Origin of the sequence: Curtobacterium sp. MCBA15_008 (assembly GCF_001865065.1) — a bacterium.
In the GTDB taxonomy this organism is placed as follows: domain Bacteria; phylum Actinomycetota; class Actinomycetes; order Actinomycetales; family Microbacteriaceae; genus Curtobacterium.
Window position 1 is genome coordinate 55,308 of sequence record NZ_MJGN01000014.1, and the last position, 15,904, is coordinate 71,211.

Below are 15,904 nucleotides of genomic sequence, written 5' to 3' on the forward strand. Positions count from 1 at the left end.
CGCGAAGCGCCCCCGCGGGCGACCGCCGGGCCACACTCCCCCGGGGTCAGGGGTACACGCGCACCGGGGTCGACACCTCGGTCGCCGCGCGCACCGGGAACCCGGCGATGCCCGAGCTGCCCATGTACGTCACCCCGGCGACCAAGCCCTTCGTGCCGGTGAGCGTGAGCTGCTTCGACAGGGGCACGATGACCGTGCTGGTACCGCCGGCGACCACGTCGACCCGCTGCTCCTCGTCACCGGTGCGGATCGTCACCGTGGCGTCCGAGCGCGTCGGGTTCACCATCGTCAGCCGCTGGTTGTCCCCCGGCGCGAGCGCGGTGATCGTCGACCGCCCGAGCGGCTCGGCGGACGCGAACCAGCCGAGGTCGGTGCGACCGTCCTCGGTGGGCGTCGTGGTGCGGGCCCCGGCCACGATCGGCTCGGTCGACGTGACCGTGAACGAGTACCGGCCGTTGGGGAAGTCGTCGAGGGCGACGTCGGTCACGACGCCCGGCTCGGCGGTGGCGTTCACGGTCGAGCCGCCGCCGTCCGAGGTGGTGATGCCGAGGGTGACGCGAGCCGCCTCGGACCCGGGGACGAACAGCCGGACGATCGGCGCGGCGTCGGCGGTGTCGTCGCCGCGCTGCGCCTCCTGGGCGCCCTGCAGCACGACGCCGGGGATGATCTGCGTCCGCGCCGGTGCGGCTCCGCCGGAGACGACGTCGAAGCCACCGGGGGTGAGCGTCCGGACGATCGACTCCTGCATGTGCGCGACGATCTGGCCGCCGGAGGACTCGACGTGCACGACGGTGGAGCCCTGGTCGGACACGAAGCCCGACAGCGGCACGACCTTCTGCGTGTTCGGCGCGACGACGATCCCGGTGGTGCCCGGCGCGCTGACCGTGCCCGAGTCGTCGAAGATCGACAGGTCGACGGTGGCGTTCACATCGGTCGGGTTGGAGAGCGTGACGAGACTGGTGCGCCCGGTCTCGGTCGAGCCGCCGACCAGCCACGTGGACTGGCTCGGGTCGTCGCACGACGCGGCGCCCACGCCGACGAGGTCGCCGCTGGACACGCTCTGGTAGCTGCTGCCCGCGACCTGCGGCGTGGTGTCGCCGGCCGGGGCGGTGAGCAGGCGCGGTTCGCTGCCGCCGGTCGTCGACGCCCCGAGCGAGGACCGCTCGACGGTCGACCCGGTGGTGGCCGTCGCGACCGTGGCGGAGCCGACGGTGCTCGCCTTCGTGGCGTCGTTGCCGGCGTCGTCGGACAGGCGGAGTGCACTGCCGGCGCACACGCGCTCGGCGTCCGCGGGCACCGGCACGACCGTCTTGCCGGCGGGACGGCCCGGCTCGGACTCCGTGCCGAGGGCGTGCGCCGCGGTGACGGCTCCGGCGGCGACGACCACGGCGATCGCGGTGGCGGTCCCGCGGACGACCCAGCGGCGCACGGAGGCGGGGGTGGTGCTCATTCGTCGCGCTCCTCGTCGAAGGTGGTGGCGGGTTCCTCGGCCTCGATGACGTTCGAGGTGGCACGGCGACGGCGGGGCGCGGTGGGGACGGCGAGCAGGGCCGCGGCACCGAAGACCACGCCGAGCACGACGAGGTAGAGCACGTGCGTGGCGTGCGCCCCGGCCGACCCGGTGGAGGTCCGGTCGACGTCGCCCTCGTAGTGGAACAGCTGCCCGCTCGTGGTCTCGCCGATGCTGGTGAAGAGCGCGTTCTGCCCGATCGCCCCGGCCGCGCGGTCGTGCACGTCCTGCGCGGCGGAGCCGCTCGACCCGCGGGAGTCGTCCGAGGTGTCGGACGGGTCGGAGACGTCGTCGAGCAGCACGAAGCTCACGCCGAGCTCACGGAGCGCCGGCTCGGGGTCGTACCCGCTGCGGCTCGCGAGGTTGCCGGCCAGGGTCGCCAGCTGCGCCCCGGAGCGGCTCAGCGTCAGCGCGGTCGAGTCGAGCGTCGACTGGTCGTCGAGCGTCGAACCCTGCCCGCGCTCGAGCGCCACCGCGAGGGAGCCGTCGGTCTGCGGTTCGACCACGAGGGTGCCGACGTCGGGGTTGGCCTGTGCCTCGGCGTTGACGTACGCGCTGAGGACCCGGCCGGTGGTGGGCTGGATGACGGCGTTGCCGAGGTAGAACGCCGCGAAGGCGGGCGCGACCGCGACACCGGCGAGCACCGTCGCGACGAGGCCGGTGACCGGAGCGAGGCGGGGCAGCACGTCGATCCCGATGCACGCCGCCGCGACGATGGCGAGCCAGTAGACGGAGAGCCCGCTGCCCGGCCAGATGATCGTGGTGGTCGACCCGACGCCCGTGACGGTCACGTGGGTGGCGGCGAACGCGGTGGCGAAGCCGAGCAGGGCGACGACCAGGCAGGCACCCGCCACCGCCCAGCGGTGTCCGAGCATCGCGCCGATGGCCGCGGCGGCGATCGGCAGGGCGAGGACGGCCATCAGCACGGGCAGGATCGCGGTGAGCGTGCCCATGCCGGCCGTGGTCGGGAGCCAGCCGCTCCAGTCCGGCACCGGCTGGCCGATGGCGAGCTGGAAGGCGGACGGGGCGCGGGTGGCCGAGGGCACACCGGGGTCGGCGAAGACCGCCAGCACGTTGCCGCGCGTGACCTGGGCGAGCACGAGGGGCAGGAACAGCACCGCGGCGGGCACCGGGATGAACACCCGACGGTGCGCACGGCGCCAGCCCACGACGAGGGAGACCAGCCAGGCGACGAGGAGCACCGGCAGCAGCGACGGCGCAGAGGCAGCGACGACGGCGAACAGCAACGAGGCGCCGGACGCCCACGCCCAGGAGCGGTGCGCCTCGAGCACGGCGAGGAACAGCCAGGGCAGGAGCACGTGCGCGATCACGGCACCGAGGTGCCCGCTCGTGACGGCCCCGACGAGCGTCGGCGCGATCGTGTAGAGCGCCGCGCCGATCGCGGGGACCCAGGTCCGCGTGGTGACCTTGCGGATCGCGAACCACGAGCCGAGCGCGGCCACCGGGAACGCGACGAGCATGACCAGGACGACCGAGGTCGACGGCGACCAGAACGTGATCGACCCGAGGACGGCCACGATCGCGGCGAACGGGTCGGACGGACCGGTGAACCCGGTGCCGATCGAGTGCCAGCCGTAGCCGACGTTCTGCCAGAGCCGTGCGACGTCGGTGCTCAGCGGGAGCAGCCCCCCGCCGGTCAGCGCCGGCGAGCCGAGCAGCGGGTAGAGCGTCACGACGCTGAGGACGGCCGCGGCCAGGACGACCCAGATCCCGCCGTCGCCGAGGAACGAGGCCCGGGCGATCGGGGCGTCCTCGACGCGTGCGAGTTCGACGTCGCGCGAGGTCGTCCGGTGTTCGTGCACCCGTCGCCAGCTCACGCGGAGCGGCTCGACGGCCGCCCACCCCAGCTTCTTGTTCCGGGCGAGGACCCGGCGGGCGCGCCCGACGCCGCCGCCGAACGCCACCGCGAAGGCCGCGGCGAGCTCGGCGCTGACGGCCGCGGGGTGCTTCGCGACGAGGTGTCCGATCGCACGTCCGACGGCGAACGGCACGAGGGTCAGCCAGTGGATCCAGAGCACCCCGACGGGCGCGTAGGTCATCCGACGGTGCAGCTGCGCCTGCCGGTGCATCCGCACGCGGCGCCCCTCGGAGACACGCCTGCGGCCGAACTCCTCGATCGGACCGGCCGTGGTCACGCGGGCTTCCGGCACGACCGCGACGCGGTGCCCGGCCAGGCGGACGCGGACGCAGAAGTCGAGCGCGGCGTCGACGTTCGGGAGCGCCGGGTCGAAGCCGCCGAGTTCGTTCCAGACCGACCGACGGACGAGCATGCCGCCCGCGGCGACGCCGAGCACGTCGGTGTGCCGGTCGTGCTGGCCCTGGTCGAGTTCGTCCTGCACGAGGGCGATGGAGCGGCCGAAGCGGGTCATGCTCTCGCCGAACGCGCGGATCACCGACGGGTCGTCGACCGACACGAGCTTCGGACCGGCCACGACGACCGACGGCGCGATCTCCACGGCGGACAGCAGGTCGGCGAGCGCGGTCGGCGACGGCGCGTTGTCGTGTCCGAGCAGCCACAGCCACTCGTCGACCGGCTCGTCCGCGACGGTGGGCGGCGCTTCGCGTTCCCCGCGGGCGACGGCCTCGCCGAAAGGGCGACCGGCGGGCAGGCGGAGGAGTTCGGCGGAGCCGCCGAAGGAGAGGTCGGCGGTCGAGCCGTCGGTCGACCCGACGTCGACGACGACCAGGTTCTCCGGGTGGCGGGTCTGGGCGGCGAGGGCGTCCAGGGTCCGGTCGAGGTGGTCCGCCCCGTTGGCGGCGACGAGGATCGCGGTGACCCGGGGCTGAGCGGAACTGGGCTGCATGACGGGCGTCACTCTACGGTCTGGAGGCGCGGTGACGGTCGCGCAGGTCGGCGCGCCGTGAACCTGTGGGCGCGCTCACCGCACGGTGCGTGCCGGACGTGCGGCGCGCCTCCAGGGCGGCTACGCGCGTTTGCGCAGCTTGCGTCGTTCACGCTCGGACAGGCCGCCCCAGATGCCGAAGCGCTCGTCGTTCTCGAGTGCGTACTCGAGGCACTGCGACCGGACCTCGCACGAGGTGCAGATCTTCTTGGCCTCGCGCGTCGAGCCGCCCTTCTCGGGGAAGAACGCCTCCGGGTCGGTCTGCGCGCACAGCGAGTCCACCTGCCACGCGAGCGGGTTCTCCTCGTCGTCGGTCTCCGGCCGTCGGACACCCGGGACGCCGAGCGCGACGGGGTCGACGTGCCAGTCCTCCGGTACTCCGGCGTGGAAGTCGGAACCGTTCACCCTGATCACCCCTGACGTCTCGATAACGGGACCACAACAATTGCTGTCGTGCCTGTAATTACAGCGGTGTCATTCGCGAGAGTCAAGTCGCGGATCATAGAAGGTGCTGCCGGTTCCGGCGTGTCATGTCCCCCGTACGGGCGTGTCGCGCCCGGTCTGTCCGGGCTTCGGGGGACGCCGGACGGGCGACGTCCGCGGCATCCGGGGCGTCAACCGATGCGGCGGCGGGCCTCCCACGCGCTGGTGACCATCTCGTCGAGGGTGTGCCGCATCGCCCAGTCGAGGTCGCGCGCCGCAGCCTCGCCGGTGGCGACGATGCGCGCCGGGTCACCGGGGCGGCGCGGGGCGACCTCGGGTTCGAAGGCGATGCCCGTGCCCGTCGCCATCGCGTCCATGATCTGCCGGACGCTGACGCCGTCGCCGCTGCCGAGGTTGTAGGCGCGGTCGAGGGTCTCCCCCGCCTCGAGCTTCTGCGCGGCCACGGCGTGCGAGCGCGCGAGGTCGGCGACGTGGATGTAGTCGCGCACGCAGGTGCCGTCCGGCGTGTCGTAGTCGTCGCCGTTGATCCGCGGGGTGCGGCCGGCCAGCAGCGCCTCGAACACGAGCGGGAAGAGGTTGTGCGGGCTGGCGTCGTACAGGTCCGGCTCCCCCGAGCCGACCACGTTGAAGTAGCGGAGCGACGTCGTGGTGAATCCGGCCGCCACCTCCATGTCGCGGAGCAACCACTCGCCGATGAGCTTCGACTCGCCGTACGGGGACTCGGGGGCCTTCGGGGTCTCCTCGACGACGGTCTCGACGTCCGGGGTGCCGTACACGGCGGCGCTCGACGAGAACACGGCCTTCGTGACCCCGTTCTCGGCCATCGCACGGAGCAGGGTCACCATGCCGGTGACGTTCTGCTCGTAGGTGTGCAGCGGCCGCTCGACCGAGACCCCGGCGTACTTGAAGCCGGCGACGTGCACGACGCCGGTGACGTGGTGGTCGCGCAGGGTCCGCGCCACGAGGTCCCCGTCGAGGATCGCCCCCTCGACGAACGGCACGTCCTCGGGCACGAACGCCCGGAACCCACTGGACAGGTCGTCCAGTGCGACGGTGTCGATGCCCGCCGCGCGCAGCGCTCGGACGACGTGGGATCCGATGTACCCGGCACCGCCGGTGACCAGCCAACTCATGCTGGCCACGCTAGCGGAACGGGATCGCCCAGCGCCTCGCCGCGGCGTGCGGCTTCACGCACCCGTTGCGATGAACACCGTCGACGTGATGCCGTCGGTCGCGTCGGCCTCGACCGTGACGTCGCCCTCGTCCGGCGTGATGAAGCAGGACTCGCCCTGGCGCAGGAGCGTCGCCGAGGTCGCACCGACCAGGGTGACCACCCCGGCGGTGCAGATCGCGATGGACGGTCCGGTCAGCGGCGCGACGCCGCCCGAACCCAGACCGACCGGGCGACCGTCGCCGGTCACGCGCAGCAGGGCGAAGCCGACGCCCTCGGGCGCGAAGCGGTCGACCCCGGGTCCCACCGCCACCGGCTCGAGGACCGGCGCGGGGTAGGCGGTGAAGTCGAGGACGTGCAGGAGCTCCGCCACGTCGACGTGCTTCGGCGTGAGTCCGCCGCGGAGCACGTTGTCCGAGGGTGCCATCAGCTCGATGCCGAGGCCGTCGAGGTAGGCGTGGATGTTGCCGGCGGGCAGGTACATCGCCTCGCCCGCGGACAGGGTGACGCGGTGCATGAGGAGCGACACCACGACGCCGGGGTCACCGGGGTACGCCTCCGCGAGGTCACGGACGGTCGCGGTGTTCGGCGTCTGCGCGTCGTCCGGCAGCGCGGCGGCGAGGTCGCTCGCGGCCTGCACGACCGCCACGGCCGAGGCGTCGGCGGTCTCGAGCCAGCGCACGGTGTCCTCGAGCCCGTGCTGCAGGTGCACGTGCAGCGGCCCGAGGCGGCCGGTGCCGGCGTCGAGCAGGTCGACCTCGGCCAGGGTCTCCTCGACGGGACGGAAACCGCTCAGCGCCTCGAACCGCTCGCTCAGGGCGACGACGAGCTCGGGCTTCGGGAACGGGTCCTTGTAGTTCCGCGCCGGATCGTCGATCGGGATGCCGGCGGCCTCCTCGCGCTCGAACCCCTCGCGCGCCTGCTCGGGCGTCGGGTGGGCCTGCAGCGACAGCGGGGCCGCGGCGGCGAGCACCTTGAGGAGGAAGGGCAGACCGGTCCGGTCGGCGCCGAGGGCGGTCTCCGGCTCGGCGGCGACCCAGTCGAGGAGCGTGTCGGCACCGCCCACCATCGCGGGGTTCACGACGACGCTCGGGCTGCCCGGGTGCGCACCGAGCCAGAGCTCGGCCTGCGGGGCGCCGGTGACGGTGCGGCCGAGGAGCTCGGGGATCGCGGTGACGGAGCCCCAGGCGTAGTCGCGGGGCGTGTTCGTGATGCCGAGGAACATGGGCCGAGCCTACCGGCGCTGCCGTCCGCGTCCGAGTCGCGCCCGCCGACACCCGCGTCGGACCGAGCCCCGACACTAGAATCGCCGCGATGGCTGCAAGCACGGTGGAGTCGCCCACCAGACGATCCCTCCGCTCTGCATCCCCCCGGTCGTCGGACCCGACCCGGTGGGACATCCAGGGGCTCCGGGCCTTCGCGGTGCTCTCGGTCGTCCTCTACCACCTGTGGCCGCACCGGCTGCCGGGCGGCTTCGTCGGCGTGGACGTCTTCTTCGTCATCTCCGGGTTCCTCATCACCGGCCACCTGCTCCGCGAGGTCGCCGCCAAGGGCCGGATCGGACTCGCCGGCTTCTGGTCGCGACGGGCGAAACGACTGCTGCCGGGGGCGTTCCTCACGATCCTGGCGACCGGCACGGCCGTGCTCGTCTGGGTGCCGAACGCGCTCTGGGGGCAGTACGGGCGCGAGCTCATCGCGTCGACCGTCTACGTGCAGAACTGGCAGCTGGCCGCCGACTCCGTCGACTACCTGGCGCAGGGCAACCAGCCCTCGCCGTTCCAGCACTTCTGGTCGCTGTCGGTCGAAGAGCAGTTCTACATCGCCCTCCCGCTCGTCCTGCTCGCAGCGCTCTGGGCCGCGCGGCGCGCCCGGCGGACCGGTGCGTCCCCCGTCGCCGTCGCGCAGGTGGTGCTCGGCGCCGTGGTCGTGCTCTCCCTCGCCTGGAGCATCGTGCAGACCACGACCGCGCCGGGCGTCGCCTACTTCTCGACGGCGACCCGGGCGTGGGAGTTCGCGCTCGGCGGGCTCGCCGCGACGATCCCGCTGACGGCGCCACGCACCACGCCAGCCCGGACGGTGCGGGTCGTCGGTGCCTGGCTCGGGGTCGCCGGGCTGCTCGCCTCGCTCGTCGTGATCACGGGCAGCACGCCGTTCCCGGGCATCGCGGCGGCCCTGCCGGTCGTCTCCGCCGGGCTCGTCGTGCTGTTCGGGGCGCACTCCGGTCTGCAGCGGATCGGACGGATCGCGCCGATCGGGTTCCTCGGTCGGATCTCCTACGCGGTGTACCTCTGGCACTGGCCGGCCGTCGTCATCCTGCCGATCGCGCTCCGGCACGAACTGACGATCAAGGACAAGGTCGCAATCCTCGTCGGCGCGGTGGTCATCGCCTCGGTCACCACGCTGTTCATCGAGGAGCCGCTCCGCTTCTCCGGGTGGGTGAAGGCGCTCAAGCCGCGACGCGTCGCCCTCTACGGCGCAATGAGCACCCTCGTCGTCATCGCGCTCGGGGCCGCGTCGCTGACGGCGCTGCACGTCCAGCAGGTGCAGGCGGCCGAGTTCGCCGCGAAGCTCAGCAGCGGCGACGTCCGGTGCTTCGGTGCCGCGGCTCGGATCGCGTCGGCCGATCCGTGCGTCAACCCGGCGCTCGCGGACGTCCGGGTCCCCGCCGCCGCGAACGCCGTGGACGACGACGCGAACCGGGACGCCTGCTGGTCGAGCACCTCGAGCGCCTTCAACGTCTGCTCGCTCGGTCCGAGGACCGGGTACACGGAGCACCTCATCGCGATCGGGGACTCGCACAACAACGTCCTGGTGGACGCCTACGAGCGCATCGCTAAGGAGCGGAACTGGCGGATCGACGTCGCCGGGCACCAGAGCTGCTACCTGACGACCGCCCACCAGCCGGCGAGCACCGACCAGCAGCGGGTCTGGTGCGAGGACTGGAAGCGGGAGGCGATGACCTACCTCCGCACGCACCCGGACCTCGACGGGGTGATCGCCACGCACTCGACCGGCAACATGCCCGTGCAGCCCGGACCCGGGCAGACTGCGGACGACGCGGTCGTCGACGGCCTGGTGCAGGCCTGGGGCGCCGCCGCTGACGCGGGCATCCCCGTGCTGGCGCTCCGCGACAACCCGACCGCACGCCCCGACGTCGTCGCCTGCGTGGCGCAGATGACCGGCCCGACCACCGCGGACTGCGACTCCAGCCGCTCGGTCGGCCTCGGCCTGTTCGACGGTTCGGCCGAGGCGGTCGCGCGGATGCCGGGTGCGGCGCGCCTCCTCGACCTGACCGACTCGTACTGCACCGCGAGCCGCTGCCCCGCGGTGATCGGCGGGGTCCTCGTGCACCGGGACCGCACGCACCTGACGAACACCTTCGCGAAGACGCTCGCGCCGTACCTCGGCGACGAGATCGCCGGCGCGCTCCGGTCGTTCCGGAAGTAGCGTCCGTCGTTGAACACGTACCCTGGCTCCGTGACGAACACCTGGCCGATCTCGCGCGGCACCGTACCCGAGCGCGAGGCGTTCGCCTTCGGCGCCACGATGCTGTTCGTGCTCTTCGCCGGGGACGCCGTCCCCAACTCGCTGACCTGGGTGGGCGCCGGCATCCTCTGGGCGCTCGTCGCGGCCTGGGGTGTGACGATCCTCGTCCGGGCACGACCACCGATCACGCGGACGCCGCGGTCCCTCTGGTTCTTCCTGGCCTGGTGCCTGGTCTCCGTCGTCTGGTCGAACTGGCGGCAGGCGACGATCCCGAGCATCACGGTGCAGGTGATCTGCGCCGCGATGGCGTTCACGGTCGCCTCGACGCTGACCTGGCGCCGCATCCTCGACGCGCTCAGCCTCGCGTTCCGCTGGGTGCTCATGCTGTCGCTCGTGTTCGAGGCCGTCGTCGCCGTGGTCGTCCGGCACCCGATCGTGCCGATCTGGACCGACTACGGCGACCGGGACATCCCGGACGCCTTCTACTTCTCGCGTGCCGAGCTCTTCACCGGTGGTCGCATCCAGGGACTGCCGGGCAACGCGAACCTGCTGGCGATGGTCGCGCTGCTCGCCGCGATCGCCGTGGCGGTGCAGTTCGCCGAGGGGCGGATCAGCCGGAACCGGACGATCGGCTGGCTCGTCGTCGCCGGGGTCGTCCTCGCCCTGACGCGGTCGTCGACCGTCCTCGCGGCGACCCTCGTCGTCGCGGTCGCACTCGTCGTCGCCCTCTGGATCCGCCGCGTGCCGACCGAGCGGCGGACCCCGCGCTACCTCGTCGTCCTGGTCGGCGCAGTGGTCGTCGCGGTCGTGGGCTTCCTCGCTCGCGGGACGGTCTCGGAGCTGCTCGGCAAGGGCGCGGACGCGACCGGCCGCGGCGAGATCTGGGAGCGCGTGCTCGGGCTCGTCGACCAGCACCCCGTCATCGGATGGGGCTGGATCGGGTACTGGTGGCCGAGCATCCCGACCCTGGCGGACCTGGCGCACCGCAAGGGCGTGACCTACCTGCAGGCGCACGACGCGTACCTCGACGTGTGGATGCAGACCGGGATCATCGGGCTCCTGCTGTTCGCGCTCTACGTCCTCACGACGCTGAACCGTTCGTGGTCGTCGGCGACCCGCATCGGCTACGACGCGTCCCTGGCGCCGCGGCCGTTCGACCCGGTGTCGCTCCTGCCGCTGCTGGTCGTCGTCGCGCTGCTCGTGCAGTCCGTCGCCGAGTCGCGCCTGCTGTACCAGGGGAACTGGGTGCTGTTCGCGCTCATCGCGATCAAGTCCCGCATCGTCCTGGTCGGCGACGAGCCGCTGTCCACGGGCGACGGGCCGCGCACGCCGCCCGCTCGCCGCGAGTTCCGCCAGGCCACCACGCGCTGACCCGCCCAGCGGTCCCCGGTCCCCGGTCCCCGAGTCTCGCGCTGAGCGACACTCCTCGGGGTCCGCACCGCGAGATCGGTCGCTCACCACGAGTCTCGGGCCAGCGCCAGCGCCCACGCGGGCCGGAGCACACGCCCGCCGGCGCGCACGCGGGACCAGCACCAGCCCCGCTCGTCAGGGCCCGAGCAGCTTCACGCACGGCACCTGCGCCGTCCACGGCGCCTTCCGGACCTCGACCGTCCGCGCGGGGTCGCCCTCGCACGCCGCCACCGCCGCCGGGATCTGCGTCGCCCACACCGGCCCGTCGTTGCGCCGCGTCGGACCGGGCGCGACGTTGCCCACCGTCGCGACGACCACCACGGCGACCACGCACCAGCCGGCGGCCGATGCGAGGAGGCGAGCCGCGCCTCCAGGCCGGTGCACGTCCACCCTGCCGGGGGCGGCGACGAGCACGCTCGCCGCGACCACCGCGGCGGTGAGCACCAACAGGCCGGACGCGGCGGCGTAGCGCAGCGGCGGGACGGCCGCGAGCCCGACCACCGGATCCGCCCACGCCTGCGCCGCTCCGCCGTTGGCGAGGAGCGCCGCCCACCACACCGCTCCCGACGCCGCGGCGAACGCCACGATGATCCAGCGTGCACGCCGGTCACCGACCACGACGCCGGCGACCAGCACGGCGACGAGGAGGACGGCGGGGACCAGCACCACCGCCCAGCCGTGCGCGACGACGGTCCGGACCGCCACGCCCACGTCCGGGTTCCAGAGCGCCGCGAAGGGTTGCAGCACCCAGCCGGCGACCACGTCGGGGAAGGACGGCGACCCGGGCACCGAGGTCCGGCGATCGGTGAGCGCGGTGACCACCTGTGCGGCCCCTCCGGCGAGCGCGACGACCGTCACCGGGACGACTCGCGCCCGCGCCGCCCCACCTCGTCCCGGCGCGTCGGCAGCGCTTGGACGGACCGGGAACCACGCGAGCAGCAGGAGCGGCAGGAACAGCACCGTCAGCAGCTCGCTCAGCACCACGGACGCCGTCACGACCGCCACCGCACCGGAGTCCCACCAGGACCGCGGGCGGTACGCGAAGAGCCACGGCGTCGCCGCGAGCGCGAACCAGTGCAGGTTGGCGGCGTTCCCGCTGATCTCGTACGGCGCGAGCGGCAGCAGGGCCGGGAGGAGGGCGAGCAGCACGCGGAACGGCCACGCCGGCACCACGTCGCGGGCGCAGACGAAGACCACGCCGGCGAGGACCCCGACGACGATGCACGCCCCGCAGGACAGCACGAGCGCGTAGTCGGCGACGGGCAGCGCCCAGCCGAGGTCGACCAGCAGCCGCGGCAGGAGGTGCAGGTAGCCGGCTTACGGGTGCAGGAGCGAGTCGACGGGTCCGAGGGCGATCCGCTCGCGGAGGAAGATGCCGCCGTCCTCCGCCCAGACGGTCCCGCGCGCCACCGGGCCGAGCCGCCACCACGCGATCACCACCGACGCGAGCCCGACGAGGACGGCTGCGCCGGCCGCGCCGAACGTCCGGATCCTGCCCGAGGCCGTGCGCGTGGTGCGCTCCATGGTGACCCGACGGTAGTCGACATATGCCGTATCTGCAATATCGACGCACCGCTATCTACGGAACCGTCCCCAGGATGGGTCGCGATGGTCCCGCACCGAGGTCCGTACGCCAAGATGGACGGGTGACGGACGGACGGCTGACGAAGCGCATGCTCGCCAGGCGCTACCTCTCCGCCTGGATCGGGTTCTCCGCCGGCGGGCGGTTCAGTCAGGCACTCGCCACCGTCATCGTGCTGTTCGCCTTCGGCCAGCCCACCGTCGCCGCGCTCGTCGGTCGCGCCGGGGTGTGGGCCGTGCTCGTCACCCTCTTCGTCCTGGCCGGCCTGAGCCTGCTCGGCCAGCGCTACCGGATCGAGTGGCACGGGGTCCTCCCCCTGTCCCTCATGGCGTTCGTCGGGTACTGCGCGCTGAGCGTCCTGTGGAGCGAGTACTCCTGGGTGGCGCTCCGCGGACTCGTCGGCACGGTCTGCTTCATCGGGCTCGGGCTCTACCTCGCGCTCGGACGCGACCTGGTGCAGGTGATCCGCGCCTCCGGCGACGCGTTCCGGATCCTGCTCGTCACCGCGCTCGGCCTCGAGGTCCTGTCCGGCCTCATCCTGGACACACCGATCCCGGCGTTCGGCATCCAGGGGAACATCGCGTACGGCGGTCCCATCCAGGGCATCGGCGGCACCCGCAACTTCATGGGCTTCATCGCCGCGATGGCGCTCGTCACCTTCGTGGTGGAGTTCCTCACCCGCTCGGTGACGATGTGGCGCGCCATCGGCTCGACGGCCTTGGCCGTCATCGCGCTGATGCTCGTGCAGTCCCCCATCACCGGACTGGCGATGATCGCCCTCGCGATCACCGCGCTGGCGCTGTGGTCACTCCGGCACGCGCGTCCCACGACGCGGCCCGTCGTGAACGGTGTGCTCGGCGGGGCCGTGCTCCTGATGATCGTCGTCGGTGTGATCGGCCGGCACCGGGTGCTCGCCGAGATCGGTGCGGCCGGCGGCACCGCCACCCGGCTCGACCTCTGGTCGCAGATCCGAGTCTTCGTCGCGCAGTTCCCGATCCAGGGCTGGGGGTGGGTCGGTACCTGGCCGCACGAGCCCGTCGTGCCCTACGTCACCTTCATCGACCCCGATGGTCGGCCCTTCACGTCCGGCCTCAACGCGTTCGTGGACGCCTGGCTGCAGATCGGGCTCGCCGGCACGATCCTCCTCGGGGTCACCGCGCTCCTCGCGTTCGCCCGGGCCTGGGTCACCGCGACGACGTTCCCCGGGGTCGCCTACGTGTGGCCGGCCGCCGTCCTGGTGCTCCTCGGCGTCACGAGCACCGCGGAGAGCTACCTGCTGCACGGCGCCGGGTTGATGGTCTTCGTGGCCGTGCTCGTCATCGCCGCCCGACGTCGGTCGTGGCGACGGCACCTGCCACGCACCTGACCCGGCCTGGAGGCGCGGCGCACCCCCGCCACGCCCGCCACCACCCGACGGATCACCGCCGACGTGTGTCCGCGGACGTACATCCGCTCAGGTTCCGTCCGGCGTCGTCGGCTCCCCCTAGACTGCCAGCGGTCGTCAGGGGGACGGCCCACGCACGAGAAGGACCTCCATGCGCCTGGCCCAACGGTTCGCGATCATCCTCTCCGTCGTGGCGGTGGCCGTCGGGGCCGTCGTCGTCGGACCCGTCACCGCCGCCGAGGCCGCAGCACCCGCGACCGGACGCTTCACGCCGCTCGACACGGTCCGTTCGTGGACCGGCACCGGCCGGACGACCCCGACCACCGTGCAGCTCGGCGGTCGGACGGGCGTGCCGGCCACCGCGACGGCGATCGTGGTGAACGTCGAGGTCGAGAACCCCACCGCCGCCGGGACCGCCCGCGTGACCCCGGCCGGTGTCGGCACCGCGGTGACGTCGCAGGCGTTCCGCAGGGGCCAGACCGTGTCCGCACTGCAGACGGTCCGGCTGGTCGGCGGCAAGGTGCAGGTCCAGCTGTCGGCCGGCACGGCGACGGTCTACCTCGACGTGTCCGGCTACTACGCGAACGGCTCCGGAGCGACCTTCACGCCGCTCAACGCCGCGCGTGTCTTCAACAAGCGGGTCGGCACGACACCGACCAGGGTGCCCCTTGCCGGGCACGCCGGCATCCCCTCGAACGCGACCGCCGTGGCGCTCAACACCGAGGTCGGGACGCCCAGCGCCAACGGGTACGTCCGTGTGACACCCGCCGGCAAGGACGCCAGGGTCGCGGCGCAGGTCTTCACCAAGGGCACGACGATCTCGAACCTGGTCATCGTGAAGCTCTCGGGCGGGGCGGCGCAGGTCAAGGTCTCCAGCGGGACGGCCACGGTCTTCATGGACGTCGCGGGCTACTACGCGAACACGTCGACCGGGTCGGTGTTCGTCCCGGTGAACCCGGTGCGGGCCGCCTCCACCACCCTCACGACCTCGCCGCGCACGATCCGGCTCTCCGGCACCGCCGGCGTCCCCGGCACGGCCACCGCCATCGTCGCGACCGCCACGACCTCGCGGACCACCGCTGCCAGCTACCTGCGCTTCACCCCTGCCGGGCAGGACCCGCAGGTCGCCACGCAGGTGCTCGGAGCCGGCCAGACGCTGAGCAACGCGGTGATGACGAAGCTCGTGGGGTCGAGCGTCGACCGGCGCGCGCAGGCGAAGGTCTCGAAGGGGACGGCAGCGCTGACCGTCGACGTCGCCGGGTACTTCATGAACGGGTCGAGCGGGTCGGGCTTCGGTGCGGACGTCTCGTGGCCGCAGGGCGGGAACGCGAGCACCTACCCGAAGAACCAGGCGTTCGGCATCGTCGGTGTGAACAACGGGCTCGCCACGACGACCAACCCGTACCTCGCGCAGCAGCTCACGTGGGCGAGGTCGTCCGCGGGCGGCACCTCACAGCCGAAGGTGCAGCTCTACGTGAACACCGCGAACCCGGGCCAGTACTTCGCGGACCACCCGACGACATCGCGGAGCTCGTGGCCGACGAGCAACGTCGACCCCGGTGGGACGAAAGCCGCGAACCCGTACGGCACGTGCGTCGCCGGGACCGCAGCGCTCACCTCGACGCAGTGCTCGTGGATGTACGGATGGAACCGGGCCTACGAGGACGCCAACGTCCGCGGTGTCGCGTCGCCGGGCTCGTACCGGTGGTGGCTCGACGCGGAGACCGACGGCTCGTGGCAGAAGACGACCACCTTGAACCGAGCGACACTCGAGGGCATGGCCGCCTACTTCACCAAGATCGGCGGTTCCGTCGGTGTCTACTCCTCCCCGTCGGAGTGGACGGCCTTGTTCGGCGCCGTGCCGTCGACCAGCCCGCTCTACACACTGCCGACGTGGCGTGCGATCGGGAACGCATCCGCGGCGAGTGCCCAGGCGGCCTGCTCGTCAGCGCCGTACGTGGCCGGAGGCCGGACCACCATGGTCCAGTACGTGAGCGGGACGACGGACTACGTCGTCACGTGCGTCTGACGCGACGCGACATCACGCGCGGCG

General features: G+C 72.8%; 11 protein-coding genes. 4 read left to right on the forward strand and 7 right to left on the reverse strand.

Going from position 1 to position 15,904, the window contains the following annotated elements:
• Positions 1-46 precede the first annotated feature (46 nt).
• The 5 genes from BIU96_RS07655 to manA form a co-directional block, all read right to left on the reverse strand.
• Positions 47-1,450 (reverse strand): DUF5719 family protein, encoded by a 1,404-nt coding sequence (locus BIU96_RS07655; RefSeq protein WP_071292021.1) that lies wholly within the window; start codon positions 1,448-1,450, stop codon positions 47-49.
• Positions 1,447-4,335: a glycosyltransferase family 2 protein gene (locus tag BIU96_RS07660; protein ID WP_139199893.1), complete on the reverse strand. Its 2,889-nt coding sequence runs from the start codon at positions 4,333-4,335 to the stop codon at positions 1,447-1,449. Before BIU96_RS07660 ends, BIU96_RS07655 begins: the two co-directional genes overlap by 4 nt.
• Before the next feature lie 120 nt (positions 4,336-4,455).
• Positions 4,456-4,779 carry a WhiB family transcriptional regulator gene (locus tag BIU96_RS07665; protein ID WP_071292023.1) on the reverse strand — a complete coding sequence of 108 codons (324 nt, stop codon included), beginning with the start codon at positions 4,777-4,779 and terminating at the stop codon, positions 4,456-4,458.
• 209 nt (positions 4,780-4,988) lie between these two features.
• A complete protein-coding gene (galE, locus tag BIU96_RS07670; RefSeq protein ID WP_071292024.1) occupies positions 4,989-5,951 on the reverse strand; it encodes a UDP-glucose 4-epimerase GalE in 963 nt (320 codons plus the stop codon).
• A gap of 54 nt (positions 5,952-6,005) precedes the next feature.
• On the reverse strand, positions 6,006-7,214 hold the full coding sequence (gene manA, locus BIU96_RS07675; protein WP_071292025.1) for a mannose-6-phosphate isomerase, class I: 1,209 nt from the start codon (positions 7,212-7,214) through the stop codon (positions 6,006-6,008).
• An 89-nt stretch (positions 7,215-7,303) separates the two neighbouring features.
• Between manA and BIU96_RS07680 the strand changes: the two genes are divergently transcribed.
• Together BIU96_RS07680 and BIU96_RS07685 are read left to right on the forward strand one after the other, a co-directional pair.
• Complete coding sequence (locus tag BIU96_RS07680; RefSeq protein WP_083402736.1) at positions 7,304-9,436, forward strand: acyltransferase family protein; 2,133 nt, start codon at positions 7,304-7,306, stop codon at positions 9,434-9,436.
• A 30-nt stretch (positions 9,437-9,466) separates the two neighbouring features.
• On the forward strand, positions 9,467-10,846 hold the full coding sequence (locus BIU96_RS07685; RefSeq protein WP_071292027.1) for an O-antigen ligase: 1,380 nt from the start codon (positions 9,467-9,469) through the stop codon (positions 10,844-10,846).
• A 174-nt stretch (positions 10,847-11,020) separates the two neighbouring features.
• Here BIU96_RS07685 and BIU96_RS07690 read toward each other — a convergent pair whose 3' ends face one another.
• Together BIU96_RS07690 and BIU96_RS07695 are read right to left on the reverse strand one after the other, a co-directional pair.
• Positions 11,021-12,127 carry a hypothetical protein gene (locus BIU96_RS07690; protein WP_071292028.1) on the reverse strand — a complete coding sequence of 369 codons (1,107 nt, stop codon included), beginning with the start codon at positions 12,125-12,127 and terminating at the stop codon, positions 11,021-11,023.
• 75 nt (positions 12,128-12,202) lie between these two features.
• Complete coding sequence (locus BIU96_RS07695) at positions 12,203-12,409, reverse strand: hypothetical protein (protein WP_071292029.1); 207 nt, start codon at positions 12,407-12,409, stop codon at positions 12,203-12,205.
• Between the two features lie 122 nt (positions 12,410-12,531).
• On the opposite strand from BIU96_RS07695, the gene BIU96_RS07700 reads away from it, so the two are divergent.
• Together BIU96_RS07700 and BIU96_RS07705 are read left to right on the forward strand one after the other, a co-directional pair.
• Entirely contained in the window at positions 12,532-13,833 is a 1,302-nt protein-coding gene (locus BIU96_RS07700) for an O-antigen ligase (RefSeq protein WP_083402737.1), read from the forward strand.
• A gap of 169 nt (positions 13,834-14,002) precedes the next feature.
• The gene (locus tag BIU96_RS07705; RefSeq protein ID WP_071292030.1) at positions 14,003-15,880 is read left to right on the forward strand and encodes a hypothetical protein; all 1,878 of its coding nucleotides are present in this window, start codon (positions 14,003-14,005) and stop codon (positions 15,878-15,880) included.
• The last annotated feature ends 24 nt before the right edge of the window (positions 15,881-15,904 follow it).